This is a genomic window from Pantoea sp. CFCC18177, assembly GCF_059412425.1.
Genome location: NZ_JBNBPL010000010.1, coordinates 26,521 through 43,466, shown reverse-complemented (window position 1 = coordinate 43,466; position 16,946 = coordinate 26,521). Strand labels below are relative to the sequence as shown.

Sequence of the window (16,946 nt, the reverse complement as noted above, 5' to 3'; positions counted from 1 at the left end):
TAACTTCTTGGTAACCAATAACCTGATGCTTTGTGTTGCTCGTAATGGCAATGTTACATAACTTGAGCTTAGGGGAAAGTGTATCCCCATAACTTTTGTGCATCATAGGGCTTTAATGCGTTTGTTTGTAACTGAAATGTTGATCTTTTGTCAAATCAGATAATTAAAAATGTATGAATTGTGAAATTCGTGAGGGTGATCACTGTTCAGCTTAAATGTGACCAAAGAGATTGTAGGGGAATTGTAATCAGAATGTGATCCTCCTATACTGCGGCCAGGTCTCCGGAATACCCTGACACCAGGAGCCACCCAGCGTTTTACCCGCGTCACATAACACTGGATGTTGCTATTTTGGTGGCGGTTGCAGTCTGAACACGCGCTGTGCTCTGATGCGACTCAGGTCCGGAGGAAGCAAAATAAAAAAGAGCTGTGTGGGCAAAACCGTGAAAAAACAAAGACCTGTTAACTTGGATCTCTCGACGATCCGGTTTCCCGTTACTGCAATATCGTCCATTCTCCACCGCGTCTCCGGCGTGATTACCTTTGTCGCTCTCGGAATTCTGCTCTGGTTACTGGGTCTCTCTCTCTCTTCTCCTGAAGGCTTCCAGCAAGCGGCGTCCATCATGGATAGCTTCTTCGCCAAATTCATCATGTGGGGCATCCTGACTGCACTGGCGTATCACGTCGTGGGCGGAATTCGTCATATGCTGGCTGATTTTGGCTTTATGGAAGAAACCCTGCAGGTGGGAACCCGTTCCGCGCAAGCGGCTTTTGGTATCACTGTCGTGCTCTCAATTTTGGCTGGAGTCCTCGTATGGTAAGCAATGCTTCTGCATTAGGACGCAACGGTATTCATGACTGGCTGTTACTGCGTGCTGCTGCAATCTTAATGACGCTCTACATCATCTACCTGCTTGGCTTTGTGGTGATGACCGGCACCCTGACCTATGACAACTGGCATGGCTTCTTCGCTTCTGCCTTCACCAAAGTGTTTACGATACTGACGCTGTTCTCGATCCTGGTCCACGGCTGGATTGGCATGTGGCAGGTCCTGACCGACTACGTTAAGCCGGTAGCAACCCGTTTGCTGCTGCAGTTTGTGATTGTGGTCGCGCTGTTGTCGTACGCCGTTTATGGAATTGTTGTTGTGTGGGGTGTGTAAATGAGTTTGCCAGTCAGAGAATTTGATGCCGTGGTGATCGGCGCGGGTGGCGCGGGAATGCGCGCGGCTCTGCAAATCTCCCAATCGGGCCAGACCTGTGCCCTGTTATCCAAAGTTTTCCCGACCCGTTCTCATACCGTATCTGCGCAGGGCGGTATCACCGTTGCGCTGGGTAACACCCATGACGATAACTGGGAATGGCATATGTATGACACCGTCAAAGGCTCCGACTACATCGGTGACCAGGACGCGATCGAATATATGTGTCACGTCGGTCCAGAAGCGATTCTGGAATTGGAACACATGGGTCTGCCTTTCTCACGTCTTGATGACGGCCGCGTGTATCAGCGTCCGTTTGGTGGTCAGTCGAAAAACTTCGGCGGTGAGCAGGCGGCGCGTACCGCTGCGGCAGCCGACCGTACGGGCCACGCACTGTTGCATACCCTGTATCAGCAGAACCTGAAAAACAAAACCACCATCTTCTCCGAGTGGTATGCGCTGGATCTGGTGAAAAACGAAGACGGTGCGATTGTTGGTTGTACCGCAATCTGCATGGAAACTGGCGAAACCGTCTACTTCAAAGCTAAGGCCACTATCCTGGCAACCGGCGGCGCGGGTCGTATTTATCAGTCCACCACCAATGCTCACATCAACACCGGTGACGGCGTCGGTATGGCGCTGCGTGCGGGCGTACCCGTGCAGGATATGGAAATGTGGCAGTTCCACCCAACCGGCATCGCCGGTGCGGGCGTGTTGGTTACCGAAGGGTGCCGCGGCGAGGGTGGTTACCTGCTGAACAAACACGGTGAACGTTTCATGGAACGTTACGCGCCGAACGCCAAAGATCTGGCCGGTCGTGACGTGGTTGCCCGTTCGATGATGGTTGAAATTCGTGAAGGTCGTGGTTGCGATGGTCCATGGGGCCCGCATATCAAGCTGAAACTCGACCATCTGGGTGCTGAAGTGCTGGAGTCCCGCCTGCCGGGTATCCTTGAACTGTCGCGTACCTTTGCTCACGTCGATCCGATTAAAGAGCCGATTCCGGTTATCCCTACCTGTCACTACATGATGGGCGGCGTGCCGACCAAAGTCACCGGTCAGGCGCTGCGCGTGAACGAGCAGGGCGAAGATGAAGTGATTCCGGGCCTGTTCGCTGTAGGCGAAATCGCCTGCGTATCGGTACACGGCGCTAACCGTCTGGGCGGTAACTCACTGCTGGACCTGGTGGTATTCGGTCGTGCGGCCGGTGTGCATCTGCTGGAATGTATTGAAGAGCAGGGCGAACTGCGTGAAGCCACGCAGGAAAACATCGATGCCGCCATGGCACGTTTCAATCGCTGGGAAAACAACACCACGGGTGAAGACCCGGTTGAAATCCGCAAAGCGTTGCAGCGCTGCATGCAGAACAACTTCTCGGTGTTCCGTGAAGGTGACGCAATGCGTGAAGGTCTGGAAGAGCTGAAAGTGATTCGTGAGCGTCTGAAGTCAGCGCGTCTTGATGACCGTTCGCCAGATTTCAACACGCAGCGTATCGAATGCCTTGAGCTGGATAATCTGATGGAAACCGCTTACGCCACTGCGGTTGCCGCTAACTTCCGTACCGAAAGCCGTGGCGCTCACAGCCGCTTCGACTACCCGGAACGTGATGATGCCAACTGGCTGTGCCACAGCCTCTATGTTCCGCAAACGGAAAGCATGACGCGCCGTGAGGTGAACATGCAACCGAAACTGCGTGCGGCCTTCCCGCCGAAAGCGCGTACCTACTAATTGCGGAGATCATCATGAGACTCGAATTTTCTATCTATCGTTACAACCCGGAAGTCGATGACAAACCGCGGATGCAGGAGTACACCCTGGAATCCGAAGATGGTCGCGACATGATGCTGCTGGACGCGCTGATCCGTTTGAAAGAGAAGGACCCAACGCTGGCCTTCCGTCGCTCATGCCGTGAAGGCGTGTGTGGTTCAGACGGTCTGAATATGAACGGCAAAAATGGTCTGGCTTGTATCACGCCGGTCTCGGCGCTGGGCAACGGCACCAAGAAAATTGTTATCCGTCCACTGCCTGGTCTGCCGGTTATCCGCGACCTGGTGGTAGATATGGGGCAATTCTACGCGCAGTATGAGAAGATTAAGCCTTTCTTGTTGAATAATGGAGAAAATCCTCCAGCGCGCGAGCACCTGCAGAGCCCGGCAGAGCGTGAACATCTGGATGGTTTGTACGAGTGTATTTTGTGTGCGTGCTGCTCGACCTCGTGCCCATCATTCTGGTGGAACCCAGACAAGTTCATCGGTCCGGCTGGCCTGCTGGCAGCGTATCGTTTCCTGATCGACAGCCGCGATACCGAAACGGATGCGCGTCTCGACAACATGAACGATGCTTTCAGTGTATTCCGCTGTCACAGCATCATGAACTGTGTGAGCGTGTGCCCAAAAGGACTAAACCCAACGCGCGCCATCGGTCATATTAAATCGATGCTGCTGCAACGCGGGGCGTAACAAACAGAAGTCACTGTCCGGGAACTGAGGTTCCCGGCAGTTTACGGAAGCCTCTATAAGCGCGGTACTGACCACGCTTATAAAGGTTCCCTTACGGGCCAGGCGGCTTTTGCGCACAGGTTCGTATCGCTGAACTCACTACGGCAAGCCGCGAAAGCGGCAACAAATGAAACCTCATAAAAAGCAGATTAATGCTTAAGGGATCACAATGCAGAACAGCGCGATGAAACCCTGGCTGGACTCCTCCTGGCTGGCCGGCGCGAACCAATCCTACATAGAGCAACTCTATGAGGATTTCCTGACCGATCCTGACTCAGTTGATGAAATGTGGCGCGAGCTGTTCCAACAGCTGCCCGGCACTGGCGTGAAACCTGAGCAATTTCACTCCACCACGCGTGATTACTTCCGCCGCCTGGCAAAAGATGCGACCCGTTACACATCCTCAGTCACCGATCCGGCCACCAATTCCAAACAGGTTAAAGTGCTGCAGCTGATCAATGCGTTCCGCTTCCGCGGCCATCAGCACGCTAACCTCGATCCGCTTGGCCTGTGGAAACAGGATCGCGTGGCGGATCTCGATCCGGCTTATCACGACCTGACCGACGCCGATTTTCAGGAAAGCTTTAACGTAGGCTCTTTTGCCATCGGCAAAGAGACCATGAAGCTGGCTGATCTGTTCGCGGCACTGCAGCAGACTTATTGTGGCTCGATTGGTGCAGAGTACATGCACATCAACAACACCGATGAGAAGCGCTGGATCCAGCAGCGTCTTGAATCCGTGGTGGGCCATGCGTCTTTCAGCAGCGACGAGAAAAAAGGTTTCCTGAAAGAGCTGACTGCGGCAGAAGGTCTGGAAAAATACCTTGGTGCAAAATTCCCTGGCGCGAAACGCTTCTCGCTGGAAGGTGGTGATGCACTGGTGCCAATGCTGCGTGAAATGATTCGTCATGCGGGCAAAAGCGGTACCCGTGAAGTGGTACTGGGGATGGCGCACCGTGGCCGTCTCAACGTGCTGATCAACGTACTGGGTAAAAAGCCGCAGGATCTGTTCGATGAATTCTCTGGCAAGCACAAAGAGCACCTCGGCACCGGTGACGTGAAGTACCACATGGGCTTCTCATCTGACGTGGAAACCGAAGGCGGCCTGGTACACCTGGCGCTGGCGTTCAATCCGTCGCACCTTGAAATCGTTAGCCCGGTAGTTATGGGCTCGGTGCGTGCGCGTCTGGATCGTCTGGCTGAGCCAAGCAGCAACAAAGTTCTGCCGATCACCATCCACGGTGATGCCGCGGTCATTGGTCAGGGTGTGGTGCAAGAAACCCTGAACATGTCGCAGGCGCGTGGTTATGAAGTGGGCGGTACCGTTCGCATCGTCATCAACAACCAGGTTGGCTTTACCACCTCCAACCCGAAAGATGCGCGTTCAACGCCTTACTGTACTGACATCGGTAAAATGGTTCTGGCCCCGATCTTCCACGTGAACGCGGATGACCCGGAAGCGGTTGCCTTCGTGACGCGCCTGGCGCTGGACTACCGTAATACCTTCAAACGCGATGTGTTCATCGATCTGGTGTGTTATCGCCGTCACGGCCATAACGAAGCGGACGAGCCAAGTGCAACACAGCCGCTGATGTATCAGAAAATCAAAAAGCACCCAACGCCGCGTAAAATCTATGCCGATCAGCTGGAAAGCGAAGGCGTCGCAACGCTGGAAGATGCCACCGAGCTGGTCAATCTGTACCGCGATGCGTTGGATGAAGGCGAGTGCGTGGTGCCAGAATGGCGTCCGATGAGCCTGCACTCCTTCACCTGGTCGCCGTATCTGAACCACGAGTGGGACGAAAGCTATCCAGAAACGGTCGAACTGAAGCGCGTGCAAGAACTGGCACGTCGCATCAGTAGCATTCCGGAAGCGGTTGAAGTGCAGTCGCGCGTCGCTAAGATCTACAACGATCGTAAAGAGATGGCGGAAGGCAACAAACTGTTTGACTGGGGCGGCGCTGAGAACCTGGCGTATGCAACGCTGGTCGATGAAGGCATCCCGGTTCGTTTGTCAGGCGAAGACTCCGGTCGTGGCACCTTCTTCCACCGTCATGCGGTGATTCACAACCAGACCAACGGCTCAACCTATACGCCGCTGCACCATATCCATAATGGTCAGGGACAGTTCAAAGTCTGGGACTCCGTACTGTCTGAAGAAGCAGTACTGGCCTTTGAATACGGTTATGCCACGGCAGAACCGCGCGTGCTGACCATTTGGGAAGCGCAGTTCGGCGACTTCGCCAACGGTGCACAGGTGGTTATTGACCAGTTCATCAGCTCCGGCGAACAGAAGTGGGGCCGTATGTGTGGCCTGGTGATGCTGCTGCCGCATGGCTATGAAGGCCAGGGCCCAGAGCACTCCTCTGCACGTCTGGAACGTTATCTGCAACTCTGTGCTGAACAGAATATGCAGGTGTGCGTGCCTTCAACGCCTGCGCAGGTTTACCACATGCTGCGTCGTCAGGCGCTGCGCGGTATGCGTCGTCCACTGATTGTGATGTCACCGAAATCGCTGCTGCGCCACCCGCTGGCGGTCTCCACCCTGGAAGAACTGGCTAACGGTGCTTTCCAACCGGCGATTGGCGAGATCGACGATCTGGATCCGAAGCAGGTGAAACGCGTCGTGATGTGTTCCGGTAAGGTTTATTACGACCTGCTGGAACAGCGTCGCAAGAATGAGCAGACCGATGTGGCCATCGTGCGTATCGAGCAGCTCTATCCGTTCCCGCACAAAGTGGTGCAGGACGTTCTGAAAAATTATGCACATGTGCAGGATTTCGTCTGGTGTCAGGAAGAGCCACTGAATCAGGGCGCATGGTATTGCAGTCAGCATCATTTCCGCGAAGTGGTTCCATTCGGTGCGTCACTGCGTTATGCAGGTCGTCCGGCTTCTGCTTCACCAGCCGTGGGCTACATGTCCGTACATCAACAACAGCAGCAAGACCTGGTTAACGACGCGCTGAACCTTGGTTAATTAAAAGGAAAGAAAATGAGTAGCGTAGAAATTCTGGTTCCCGATTTGCCTGAATCCGTAGCGGACGCAACGGTTGCAACCTGGCACAAAAAACCCGGCGACGCAGTGAGTCGCGATGAAGTACTGGTTGAGATTGAAACCGACAAAGTTGTGCTGGAAGTGCCTGCTTCAGCAGACGGCGTACTGGAAGCTGTGTTGGAAGATGAAGGCGCGACCGTTACCTCGCGTCAGCTGTTGGGTCGCCTGGTTGAAGGCAACAGCGGTGGTAAAGAGACCTCTGCGAAAGTAGAGAGCAAAGAAGCCACCCCAGAACAGCGTAAGACCGCTTCTCTGGAAGAAGAGAGCAACGATGCGCTGAGCCCAGCGGTTCGCCGCCTGATTGCGGAAAACAACCTCGACGCGAGCCAGATTAAAGGCACCGGCGTCGGCGGCCGTTTGACCCGCGAAGACGTGGAAAAACACGTGGCGAAGAAAGCGGATGGCGCGAAAGCGGCTCCTGCTGCTGCTGCACCGCAGGCTGCTGTGGCTAACCGCAGCGAGAAGCGCGTGCCAATGACGCGTCTGCGTAAGCGTGTGGCGGAGCGTCTGCTGGAAGCGAAAAACAGCACCGCGATGCTGACCACCTTCAACGAAATCAACATGAAGCCGATCATGGATCTGCGTAAGCAGTACGGCGACGCGTTTGAAAAACGTCACGGTGTGCGTCTGGGCTTCATGTCCTTCTACATCAAAGCGGTGGTTGAAGCACTGAAACGCTTCCCAGAAGTGAATGCGTCTATCGATGGCGAAGATGTGGTTTACCACAACTACTTCGACGTCAGCATCGCGGTTTCAACCCCGCGCGGTCTGGTGACCCCGGTGCTGAAAGATGTTGACGCGCTGAGCATGGCGGACATCGAGAAGAAAATTAAAGAACTGGCAGTGAAAGGCCGTGACGGCAAGCTGACAGTTGAAGAGCTGACTGGCGGTAACTTCACCATCACCAACGGTGGTGTGTTCGGTTCCCTGATGTCAACGCCGATCATCAACCCACCGCAGAGCGCCATCCTGGGTATGCACGCGATCAAAGAGCGCCCAATGGCGGTTAATGGTCAGGTGGTGATCCTGCCAATGATGTATCTGGCGCTCTCTTATGACCACCGTCTGATTGATGGTCGTGAATCCGTTGGCTACCTGGTCGCGGTCAAAGAGATGCTGGAAGATCCGGCGCGTCTGCTGCTGGATGTCTAATTTTCGCCGGGCGCACTGCATTTAAGTGCGCCCAAACTCATATCTGAATGGATAGAACATCATGAACTTACATGAATACCAGGCGAAGCAGCTGTTTGCTCGCTATGGCATGCCAGCTCCTACTGGTTACGCCTGCGCTACGCCACGTGAAGCAGAAGAAGCCGCCTCTAAAATTGGTGCGGGCCCGTGGGTAGTAAAATGTCAGGTTCATGCCGGTGGCCGCGGTAAAGCGGGCGGCGTGAAAGTGGTGAACAGCAAGGAAGATATCCGTGCATTTGCTGAGCATTGGTTGGGCAAGCGTCTGGTGACCTACCAAACTGATGCTGATGGTCAGCCAGTCAACCAGATTCTGGTTGAAGCCGCGACTGACATCGATCAGGAGCTGTATCTGGGTGCGGTTGTTGACCGTGCTACCCGTCGCGTGATCTTCATGGCTTCAACTGAAGGCGGCGTGGAAATTGAGAAAGTGGCGGAAGAAACCCCGCACCTGATCCACAAAATGGCGTTGGATCCGCTGGCAGGTCCACAGCCTTATCAAGGCCGTGAGCTGGCGTTCAAACTGGGTCTGTCTGGTAAGCAAGTCAGCCAGTTCACCAAAATCTTCATGGGTCTGGCGACCATGTTCCTGGAGCGCGACCTGGCGATGGTTGAGATCAACCCGCTGGTTATCACCAAGCAGGGCGACCTGATCTGCCTCGATGGCAAACTGGGCGCAGACGGTAACGCCCTGTTCCGCCAGCCTGAGCTGCGTGAAATGCGCGATCCAAGCCAGGAAGATCCACGTGAAGCACACGCAACGCAGTGGGAACTGAACTACGTTGCGCTGGATGGCAACATCGGCTGTATGGTGAACGGCGCCGGTCTGGCGATGGGCACCATGGACATCGTGAAACACCACGGTGGTCAGCCTGCTAACTTCCTCGATGTCGGCGGCGGCGCAACTAAAGAGCGCGTGACCGAAGCCTTCAAAATCATCTTGTCTGACGATGCCGTTAAAGCGGTATTCGTTAACATCTTCGGCGGCATCGTGCGTTGCGACCTGATCGCAGACGGCATCATCGGTGCTGTAGCAGAAGTGGGTGTGAACGTGCCAGTCGTGGTACGTCTGGAAGGTAACAACGCCGAGCTGGGCGCGAAGAAACTGGCCGACAGCGGTCTGAACATCATTGCAGCAACCAGCCTGACAGACGCAGCGCAGCGTGTTGTTGCTGCCGCGGAGGGTAAATAATGTCCATTCTTATCGACAAAAACACCAAAGTCATTTGCCAGGGTTTCACCGGCGGCCAGGGGACTTTCCACTCTGAGCAGGCTTTGGCCTATGGTACGCAGCTGGTTGGCGGTGTAACGCCAGGCAAAGGCGGCACCACGCATCTGGGTCTGCCAGTCTTTAACACCGTGCGTGAAGCAGTAGAAGCCACTGGCGCGACTGCGACCGTGATTTACGTTCCAGCACCTTTCTGCAAAGACGGTATCCTGGAAGCGATCGACGCAGGCATCAAACTGATCATCACCATCACCGAAGGTATCCCTACACTGGATATGCTGACTGTGAAAGTGAAGCTGGATGAAGCTGGTGTGCGCATGATCGGCCCGAACTGCCCAGGCGTGATCACCCCAGGCGAATGTAAGATCGGTATCATGCCAGGTCACATTCACCAGCCAGGCCGCGTAGGTATCGTGTCACGTTCAGGCACCCTGACCTATGAAGCGGTTAAGCAGACCACTGACATCGGCTACGGCCAGTCAACCTGCGTCGGTATCGGTGGTGACCCGATCCCAGGCTCTAACTTCATCGATATCCTGAAAATGTTCCAGGACGATCCACAGACTGAAGTGATCGTGATGATCGGTGAGATCGGTGGTAGCGCAGAAGAAGAAGCCGCTGCCTTCATCAAAGAGCACGTGACCAAGCCAGTTGTTGGCTACATCGCGGGTGTGACTGCACCGAAAGGCAAACGTATGGGTCACGCAGGCGCCATCATTGCCGGTGGTAAAGGTACCGCGGATGAGAAGTTTGCTGCGCTGGAAGCTGCCGGTGTGAAAACCGTGCGCAGCTTGGCTGACATTGGTGACGCGGTTAAAGCGGTTCTGCCAATCAAATAAGCCATCACGTTGTGATGCCAAGAGGCCACCTTCGGGTGGCCTTTTTTTATGTCTGAAGAGATGTGCGCAGCTTAGCCACGCAAAAAGCAGGGGAAAAAAGGCAACGGGTTGAAAATCCGCGGCTATGCTTACGGTGTTGGTTAAGTAAAGAAAGGAAAAAAGGCGTGATTTCTGAAGAGAAATTAACGCACTACATCTCGTATGAAGGTTAATAAAATGCGGGAAAAGTAATTATTTTCTTAATTACATCACCCGTTTATGACAACTAATTAACAACGACTCTAACACTACACATCTGGAAAATTATTGTGTTAATCCAGATCAATAAAACGCGAGATATAACAAACTTTACTGCTGGCTTCACGCACGGCAAACGGTATAAATTGCGCTGCATCAATTCAGTCATTATCGTCATTTTTCAGGAGTTTGTGTCAGGCGTTGCTAGCGCAATTCTGTCGCCTCCACTCATCACTCTCCTGCTCGACAAAGACTGAAGCGATCGGTTTTTCGGGGAATTTTCACCCCTGTTACTCTTTCATTTCGGGCTACAGATTTCTCTGTTATGTCAGTAATAAAACTGGAATCAATAATCAGTCGTTCCTGGATCTTATTCTGCACGTCAATGTTCGCTGTTTACCGTTGTCAGCCGCAGAGTAAATTCATGCGAGGAGCAAGGAGTCATCATGTTAGATATTGTCGAGCTGTCGCGTTTACAGTTTGCCCTGACGGCGATGTACCATTTCCTGTTCGTCCCTTTAACGCTAGGTATGGCGTTTTTGTTGGCGATCATGGAAACCGTATATGTCCTCACGGGGAAACAAATTTATAAAGATATGACCAAATTCTGGGGCAAGTTGTTTGGTATCAACTTTGCGCTGGGTGTGGCAACCGGTCTGACCATGGAATTTCAGTTCGGGACCAACTGGTCATACTATTCACACTACGTCGGCGATATCTTTGGTGCGCCGCTGGCCATCGAAGGCCTGATGGCGTTCTTCCTCGAATCCACCTTTGTTGGCTTGTTCTTCTTTGGCTGGGATCGTCTCGGTAAAGTCCAGCACCTCGCCGTGACCTGGCTGGTGGCGCTCGGTTCCAACATGTCTGCACTGTGGATTCTGGTGGCGAACGGCTGGATGCAAAACCCGATTGCCTCTGAGTTCAATTTCGAAACGATGCGTATGGAGATGGTGAGCTTCTCCGAGCTGGTGCTTAACCCGGTTGCGCAGGTGAAATTCGTTCACACCGTGGCGGCGGGCTATACCGCCGGTGCGATGTTTGTGCTGGGTATCAGTGCCTGGTATCTGCTCAAAGGTCGTGATGTGGCCTTTGCCAAGCGCTCATTCGGTATTGCCGCCAGCTTCGGTATGGCGGCGATTCTGTCTGTGATCGTGCTGGGTGATGAGTCCGGTTACGAAATGGGTGACGTGCAAAAAACCAAGCTGGCCGCCATTGAAGCGGAGTGGGAAACGCAACCGGCACCGGCTGCGTTCACGCTGTTTGGTATCCCGGATCAGGATTCACAAGAGAACAAGTATGCGATTCAGATCCCGTATTTACTGGGCCTGATCGCCACACGTTCCTTGGATACGCCGGTCACCGGGCTGAAAGATCTGCTGTCACAACATGAAGTGCGTATTCGCAACGGCATGAAAGCGTATGCGTTGCTGAATGAACTGCGCGCGGGCAGCAAAGATCCTGCGGTTCGTACTGAATTTGAAGCCAGTAAACAGGATCTGGGCTACGGCTTGCTGCTGAAGCGTTATACCCCGGACGTGGCGAACGCCACCGAAGCACAGATTCAGAAAGCAACACAGGACTCAATCCCTCGCGTTGCGCCGCTCTACTTCGCCTTCCGCATTATGGTGCTGTGTGGCGTACTGCTGCTGGGCATTATCGCGCTGTCATTCCTGAGTGTGATTCGTAACCGTATTGGTAAGAGCCGCTGGCTACTTAAAGCAGCACTGTATGGTATTCCGCTGCCGTGGATTGCCATCGAATCAGGTTGGTTCGTTGCTGAATACGGCCGTCAGCCGTGGGCGATTGGTGAAGTGCTGCCGACTGCGGTGGCGAACTCTTCACTGACCGTGGGCGATCTGCTGTTCTCGATGATCCTGATCTGCGGTCTCTACACGATTTTCCTGGTGGCGGAAATGTACCTGATGTTCAAATTTGCCCGCCTGGGTCCAAGCAGCCTGAAGACCGGCCGCTACCATCATGAGACCGTGAAAGCGGCCACTCAGCCAGCACGTGGATAAGGAGAGCGACCATGTTTGATTACGAAGTATTGCGCTTTGTCTGGTGGCTGCTGATTGGCGTGCTGCTGATTGGCTTCGCCGTGACGGATGGCTTTGATATGGGCGTGGGCATGCTAACGCGCATTCTGGGTCGCACCGACACAGAACGTCGCATCATGATTAACAGTATCGCCCCGCACTGGGACGGCAACCAGGTATGGCTAATCACCGCCGGCGGTGCGCTGTTTGCTGCATGGCCGATGGTATATGCCGCCGCGTTTTCCGGCTTCTATGTGGCGATGATTCTGGTGCTGGCATCCCTGTTCTTCCGTCCGGTGGGTTTTGACTATCGCTCGAAGATTGAAGATTTGCGCTGGCGCAACACCTGGGACTGGGGCATCTTCATCGGCAGCTTTGTGCCGCCGCTGGTGATTGGCGTGGCGTTTGGCAACTTGCTGCAAGGGGTTCCTTTCCATGCGGATGAGTACTTGCGTCTGTTCTACACCGGTAACTTCTTCCAGTTACTGAATCCGTTCGGTCTCCTGGCGGGCGTGATCAGCGTCGCGATGATTTTGACGCAAGGTGCAACCTATCTACAGATGCGTACCACCGGTGATCTCCACCTGCGCTCACGCGGCACCGCGCAAATCAGCGCGTTGGTGATGATGGTGTGCTTCGTGTTAGCGGGCGTGTGGGTGAAATACGGCATTGATGGCTATGTGGTGAAAAGCGTTATTGATCACCATGCTGCATCCAACCCGTTGGGTAAAGAAGTGGTGCGTGAAGCCGGTGCCTGGCTGGTGAACTTTGAGCAGACGCCAATACTGTGGTTGTTCCCTGTGTTAGGTGTGGTGCTGCCACTGTTAACCGTTCTTTGTTCGCGGATGGAGAAGGGCGCATGGGCGTTTATCTTCTCTTCACTGACACTGGCTTGCGTGATCATGACGGCGGGCATTGCGATGTTCCCATTCATCATGCCTTCCAGCACCGTGCCGGGCACCAGTCTGACCATGTGGGATGCCACCTCTAGCCTGTTAACACTGAAAGTGATGACCTTCGCTGCCATCATCTTTGTTCCCATCATTCTGGCGTACACCACTTGGTGCTACTACAAGATGTTTGGCCGTATCACCAAAGAACACATTGAGAGCAATACGCACTCCCTGTACTGATTAAGGAGATTGAGCATGTGGTATTTTGCCTGGATTCTTGGCACCCTGCTGGCCTGTGCGTTTGGCGTGATCACGGCGCTGGCGATCGAGCAAGCAGAAGAGAGCGGCGCGAAGGATAAACAGCACTGATGCGCACGCTGATTCAGACACTCTATCGTCTGATGGACAAGGGCCCGTTACGGGCCCTTTCGTTGATACTGGCGTTATGGCTGGCGGGTTGTGTCATTTGGCAACCCTCACGCTTTGCTGCCCGCACCAGCGAGTTAGCTATCTGGCATGGATTACTGTTGATTTGGGCGGTGTGCGCCGGCGTGATTCATGGCACCGGTTTTCGCCCACTGCAAACGCGCTGGCGAGCGGTGTTCTCACCCCTGCCAGCGATGCTGGTGTTAGTTCTGGGGATTTACTGGTTTTATCATTGAGCACTGCGTATCCCCAATCCCTGCGTTTTTTGTCTAAATTCAGGTGCTGACGTGAGTTTTTGTCAGTACCTGGTCAAGAAATCTCCCAAAAATCCTTCCAGTTGTTAACGTGTGATAATTATTTTCTCCTGGCTCTGGCGGACCATTCCCAAGCCGATCTCACTTGCGTATAGTAGCAACGTTTAAAATGAGACCGGGATGTAGAGTGAGTACAACGCTGTTTCGCTGGCCGGTTCGTGTCTATTACGAAGACACCGATGCCGGTGGTGTGGTTTACCACGCCAGTTATCTTGCTTTCTATGAACGAGCACGTACCGAGATGTTGCGCCAGCACCATTTCAATCAACAAGCCCTGTTGGAAGAACAGGTGGCGTTTGTGGTACGACGCATGACGATAGACTTTGTTGCCGCAGCACGTCTTGACGATCTTCTGGACATCCAGAGTGAAGTGACCGCCATGACCCGCGCCACCATGACGTTCTCGCAGCGTATCGTGAATGCAGAAGGCAAAGTGCTGAATGAAGCAGAAGTCCTGATTGCCTGCATCAACCCACATCTAATGAAGCCGATTGCGCTTCCCAAGTCTATTGTCGCGGAGTTCAAGCAGTGACTGACATGAATGTTCTTGATTTGTTCCTGAAGGCGAGCCTTCTGGTCAAACTTATCATGTTGATTTTGATCGGCTTTTCTATTGCCTCCTGGGCGATCATTATTCAGCGCACGCGCATCCTGAATGCGGCGGGTCGTGAAGCCGAAGCCTTTGAAGATAAGTTCTGGTCAGGTATCGAGTTATCTCGCCTGTATCAGGAGAGCCAGGGACGCCGTGATGAACTGGCCGGTTCCGAGCAAATTTTCTATTCGGGTTTTAAAGAGTTCGCCCGTTTACACCGTGCGAACAACCATGCACCGGAAGCGGTGGTGGAGGGCGCTAGCCGCGCGATGCGTATTTCCCTGAATCGCGAACTGGAAACGCTGGAAAATCATATTCCTTTCCTTGGCACCGTCGGTTCCATCAGCCCGTATATTGGTCTGTTTGGTACGGTGTGGGGGATCATGCACGCCTTTATCGCACTGGGTGCAGTGAAGCAAGCTACCTTGCAGATGGTTGCGCCGGGTATTGCCGAAGCGTTGATCGCGACGGCCATCGGTCTGTTCGCCGCGATTCCTGCTGTTATGGCGTACAACCGTCTGAACCAGCGTGTGAATAAGCTGGAGCAGGGCTACGACAACTTTATGGAAGAGTTCACGGCTATCCTGCATCGTCAGGCTTTCTCCACCGATAACGCGAAGTAAGTCGAGGTTAACGATGGCCAGAACCCGTGGTCGCGGGCGCCGCGACCTTAAGTCGGAAATCAACATTGTTCCACTGCTGGACGTGCTGTTGGTACTGCTGCTCATCTTTATGGCAACTGCGCCGATTATTACTCAGAGCGTGGAAGTGGATTTGCCTGACGCGACCGACTCAAAAACGGTCTCAACGGATGATAATCCACCGGTCATTGTCGAAGTGGCTGGCGTAGGGCAGTACAGCCTGGTGGTGGATCATGATCGTATGACACAGCTACCGCCGGAACAGGTGGTGAGTGAAGCGCAGCGTCGCATCGAAGCCAATCCGAAGACTGTATTCCTGATTGGTGGTGCGAAGGATGTGCCTTACGACGAAATCATCAAGGCGCTGAACCTGTTACATCAGGCTGGCGTGAAATCTGTCGGTTTGATGACACAGCCGATTTAAAGCGAACCGTTTTTGGGATCCGAGAGTGTCGAAGGTAACCGAGCAGAACGACAAATTAAAACGCGCGATAATCATTTCGGTGATTCTGCACATCGTGCTGATCGCCCTGCTGATTTGGAGCTCGTTTAACGAAAAGATCGAATCCAGCGGCGGCGGTGGCGGCAGTGATATTGACGCAGTGATGGTCGATTCTGGTGCCGTGGTTGAACAATATAACCGTCAGCAGAATCAGCAACGTGACAGCCAACGCGCTGAGCAACAACGTCAGAAGCAGTCACAGCAGCAGGCCGAAGAGTTACAGCAGAAGCAGGCTGCCGAGCAGCAGCGTCTGAAAGAGATGGAAAAAGAGCGCTTGCAGGCCCAGCAGGAAGCCAAAGAGCAGGCGAAGCAGCAAGCTGAACAGCAGAAAGCCGCTGAGGCGGCGGCAAAGCAGGCTCAGGATCAGCAGAAAGCGGCTGAAGCGGCGGCAGCCAAAGCGAAAGCCGATGCGAAAGCGGAAGCAGATGCCCATGCGAAAGCAGCAGCTGATGCGAAAGCCAAAGCCGTAGAAGAAGCGAAGCAGGCAGCAGCCGACGCGAAGAAGAAAGCGGAAGAGCAAGCGAAAGCGGCAGCGGCAGAAGCGGCGAAAGAGAAAGCCGTAGAGCAGGCGAAGGCAGCGGCGGAAGCGAAAGCGCAAGCGGCTGCTGAGGCCAAAGCGCAGGCTGCAGCAGACGCAAAGGCGAAAGCGGCTCAGGAAGCGAAAGAAGCCAAAGAGCAAGCAGCGGAAGAGGCGAAGGAAAAAGCCGCTGAAGCAGCGAAAGAGAAAGCTGCAGCAGAGGCAAAAGCCAAAGCCGATGCAGCTGCCAAGGCGAAAGCGGATGCTGCGGCGAAAGCCAAAGCGGCGGCCGACGCTAAGAAAAAAGCCGCTGCGGAAGCGGCCAAGAATGAAAGTGACGTTGATGACCTGTTAGGTGGCCTTTCTTCTGGTAAGAATGCACCGAAAAGTGGCACAGCTTCTGGCGGTGCAGCAGGGCAGGGGAATCAGAAAAAGGCTGGTGCGTCAGGCGCAGAGATTAACTCCTATATGGGGCAGGTTGTGGGAGCGATTCAGAGTCGTTTCTATGATGCTGATACTTATAAGGGTAAAGAGTGTAACCTGCGTATCAAACTGGCCCCGGATGGTTTGCTGATCGATGTTAAAGCTGAGGGCGGCGACCCTGCGTTGTGCCAGGCTGCAATTACTGCTGCGAAGCAAGCTCATATTCCTAAGCCGCCATCGCAAGCGGTGTATGAAGTGTTTAAAAACGCGCCAATGCGTTTCAAACCGGAATAATGCAGTAACCCACGGCAGGTTGAACTAAGGTTAGCTTGCCGTATTTTACGAGTACTCGTGTT

16 protein-coding genes are annotated in these 16,946 nt (G+C 53.9%); all 16 read left to right on the top strand.

Going from position 1 to position 16,946, the window contains the following annotated elements; genetic code table 11:
- The first annotated feature begins 431 nt into the window (after nt 1-431).
- The 16 genes from sdhC to tolA all read left to right on the top strand — a co-directional run bounded on the left by sdhC (nt 432) and on the right by tolA (nt 16,884).
- Nucleotides 432-821: a succinate dehydrogenase cytochrome b556 subunit gene (gene sdhC / locus ACPUC8_RS12435; RefSeq protein WP_034829146.1), complete on the top strand. Its 390-nt coding sequence runs from the start codon at nt 432-434 to the stop codon at nt 819-821.
- Nucleotides 815-1,162 carry a succinate dehydrogenase membrane anchor subunit gene (gene sdhD / locus ACPUC8_RS12430; protein ID WP_039330441.1) on the top strand — a complete coding sequence of 116 codons (348 nt, stop codon included), beginning with the start codon at nt 815-817 and terminating at the stop codon, nt 1,160-1,162. Before sdhC ends, sdhD begins: the two co-directional genes overlap by 7 nt.
- Nucleotides 1,163-2,929 carry a succinate dehydrogenase flavoprotein subunit gene (gene sdhA / locus ACPUC8_RS12425; protein ID WP_039330439.1) on the top strand — a complete coding sequence of 589 codons (1,767 nt, stop codon included), beginning with the start codon at nt 1,163-1,165 and terminating at the stop codon, nt 2,927-2,929.
- A 14-nt stretch (nt 2,930-2,943) separates the two neighbouring features.
- On the top strand, nt 2,944-3,660 hold the full coding sequence (locus ACPUC8_RS12420; protein ID WP_039330437.1) for a succinate dehydrogenase iron-sulfur subunit: 717 nt from the start codon (nt 2,944-2,946) through the stop codon (nt 3,658-3,660).
- Nucleotides 3,661-3,868: 208 nt separating this feature from the next.
- Complete coding sequence (gene sucA / locus ACPUC8_RS12415; protein ID WP_039330436.1) at nt 3,869-6,676, top strand: 2-oxoglutarate dehydrogenase E1 component; 2,808 nt, start codon at nt 3,869-3,871, stop codon at nt 6,674-6,676.
- 15 nt (nt 6,677-6,691) lie between these two features.
- A complete protein-coding gene (gene odhB, locus ACPUC8_RS12410) occupies nt 6,692-7,906 on the top strand; it encodes a 2-oxoglutarate dehydrogenase complex dihydrolipoyllysine-residue succinyltransferase (protein WP_039330434.1) in 1,215 nt (404 codons plus the stop codon).
- Nucleotides 7,907-7,967: 61 nt separating this feature from the next.
- Nucleotides 7,968-9,134, top strand: a complete 1,167-nt coding sequence (gene sucC, locus ACPUC8_RS12405; RefSeq protein WP_034829153.1) for an ADP-forming succinate--CoA ligase subunit beta — start codon at nt 7,968-7,970, stop codon at nt 9,132-9,134.
- The gene (gene sucD / locus ACPUC8_RS12400; protein ID WP_034829155.1) at nt 9,134-10,009 is read left to right on the top strand and encodes a succinate--CoA ligase subunit alpha; all 876 of its coding nucleotides are present in this window, start codon (nt 9,134-9,136) and stop codon (nt 10,007-10,009) included. Before sucC ends, sucD begins: the two co-directional genes overlap by 1 nt.
- A 683-nt stretch (nt 10,010-10,692) precedes the next feature.
- Nucleotides 10,693-12,264, top strand: coding sequence for a cytochrome ubiquinol oxidase subunit I (cydA, locus tag ACPUC8_RS12395; RefSeq protein WP_039330430.1), 1,572 nt, complete (start codon nt 10,693-10,695; stop codon nt 12,262-12,264).
- Between the two features lie 11 nt (nt 12,265-12,275).
- Nucleotides 12,276-13,415 carry a cytochrome d ubiquinol oxidase subunit II gene (gene cydB / locus ACPUC8_RS12390; RefSeq protein ID WP_039330429.1) on the top strand — a complete coding sequence of 380 codons (1,140 nt, stop codon included), beginning with the start codon at nt 12,276-12,278 and terminating at the stop codon, nt 13,413-13,415.
- Between the two features lie 15 nt (nt 13,416-13,430).
- Nucleotides 13,431-13,544: a cytochrome bd-I oxidase subunit CydX gene (cydX, locus tag ACPUC8_RS12385; protein WP_058962355.1), complete on the top strand. Its 114-nt coding sequence runs from the start codon at nt 13,431-13,433 to the stop codon at nt 13,542-13,544.
- Nucleotides 13,544-13,837 carry a cyd operon protein YbgE gene (ybgE, locus tag ACPUC8_RS12380; RefSeq protein WP_039330427.1) on the top strand — a complete coding sequence of 98 codons (294 nt, stop codon included), beginning with the start codon at nt 13,544-13,546 and terminating at the stop codon, nt 13,835-13,837. Before cydX ends, ybgE begins: the two co-directional genes overlap by 1 nt.
- 187 nt (nt 13,838-14,024) lie before the next feature.
- The gene (ybgC, locus tag ACPUC8_RS12375; RefSeq protein WP_202404442.1) at nt 14,025-14,447 is read left to right on the top strand and encodes a tol-pal system-associated acyl-CoA thioesterase; all 423 of its coding nucleotides are present in this window, start codon (nt 14,025-14,027) and stop codon (nt 14,445-14,447) included.
- Nucleotides 14,444-15,130: a Tol-Pal system protein TolQ gene (gene tolQ / locus ACPUC8_RS12370; RefSeq protein ID WP_039330423.1), complete on the top strand. Its 687-nt coding sequence runs from the start codon at nt 14,444-14,446 to the stop codon at nt 15,128-15,130. Before ybgC ends, tolQ begins: the two co-directional genes overlap by 4 nt.
- Nucleotides 15,131-15,143: 13 nt before the next feature.
- Complete coding sequence (tolR, locus tag ACPUC8_RS12365) at nt 15,144-15,572, top strand: colicin uptake protein TolR (protein WP_034829164.1); 429 nt, start codon at nt 15,144-15,146, stop codon at nt 15,570-15,572.
- 25 nt (nt 15,573-15,597) lie between these two features.
- Nucleotides 15,598-16,884, top strand: coding sequence for a cell envelope integrity protein TolA (gene tolA, locus ACPUC8_RS12360; RefSeq protein ID WP_494926424.1), 1,287 nt, complete (start codon nt 15,598-15,600; stop codon nt 16,882-16,884).
- Nucleotides 16,885-16,946 lie beyond the last annotated feature (62 nt).

What these genes read in the sequence shown, in the direction of transcription:
- sdhD (WP_039330441.1), top strand. Translation starts at nt 815, where the DNA reads ATGGTAAGCAATGCTTCTGCATTAGGACGCAACGGTATTCATGACTGG.
- sdhA (WP_039330439.1), top strand. Translation starts at nt 1,163, where the DNA reads ATGAGTTTGCCAGTCAGAGAATTTGATGCCGTGGTGATCGGCGCGGGT.
- ACPUC8_RS12420 (WP_039330437.1), top strand. Translation starts at nt 2,944, where the DNA reads ATGAGACTCGAATTTTCTATCTATCGTTACAACCCGGAAGTCGATGAC.
- sucA (WP_039330436.1), top strand. Translation starts at nt 3,869, where the DNA reads ATGCAGAACAGCGCGATGAAACCCTGGCTGGACTCCTCCTGGCTGGCC.
- odhB (WP_039330434.1), top strand. Translation starts at nt 6,692, where the DNA reads ATGAGTAGCGTAGAAATTCTGGTTCCCGATTTGCCTGAATCCGTAGCG.
- sucC (WP_034829153.1), top strand. Translation starts at nt 7,968, where the DNA reads ATGAACTTACATGAATACCAGGCGAAGCAGCTGTTTGCTCGCTATGGC.
- sucD (WP_034829155.1), top strand. Translation starts at nt 9,134, where the DNA reads ATGTCCATTCTTATCGACAAAAACACCAAAGTCATTTGCCAGGGTTTC.
- cydA (WP_039330430.1), top strand. Translation starts at nt 10,693, where the DNA reads ATGTTAGATATTGTCGAGCTGTCGCGTTTACAGTTTGCCCTGACGGCG.
- cydB (WP_039330429.1), top strand. Translation starts at nt 12,276, where the DNA reads ATGTTTGATTACGAAGTATTGCGCTTTGTCTGGTGGCTGCTGATTGGC.
- cydX (WP_058962355.1), top strand. Translation starts at nt 13,431, where the DNA reads ATGTGGTATTTTGCCTGGATTCTTGGCACCCTGCTGGCCTGTGCGTTT.
- ybgE (WP_039330427.1), top strand. Translation starts at nt 13,544, where the DNA reads ATGCGCACGCTGATTCAGACACTCTATCGTCTGATGGACAAGGGCCCG.
- ybgC (WP_202404442.1), top strand. Translation starts at nt 14,025, where the DNA reads ATGAGACCGGGATGTAGAGTGAGTACAACGCTGTTTCGCTGGCCGGTT.
- tolR (WP_034829164.1), top strand. Translation starts at nt 15,144, where the DNA reads ATGGCCAGAACCCGTGGTCGCGGGCGCCGCGACCTTAAGTCGGAAATC.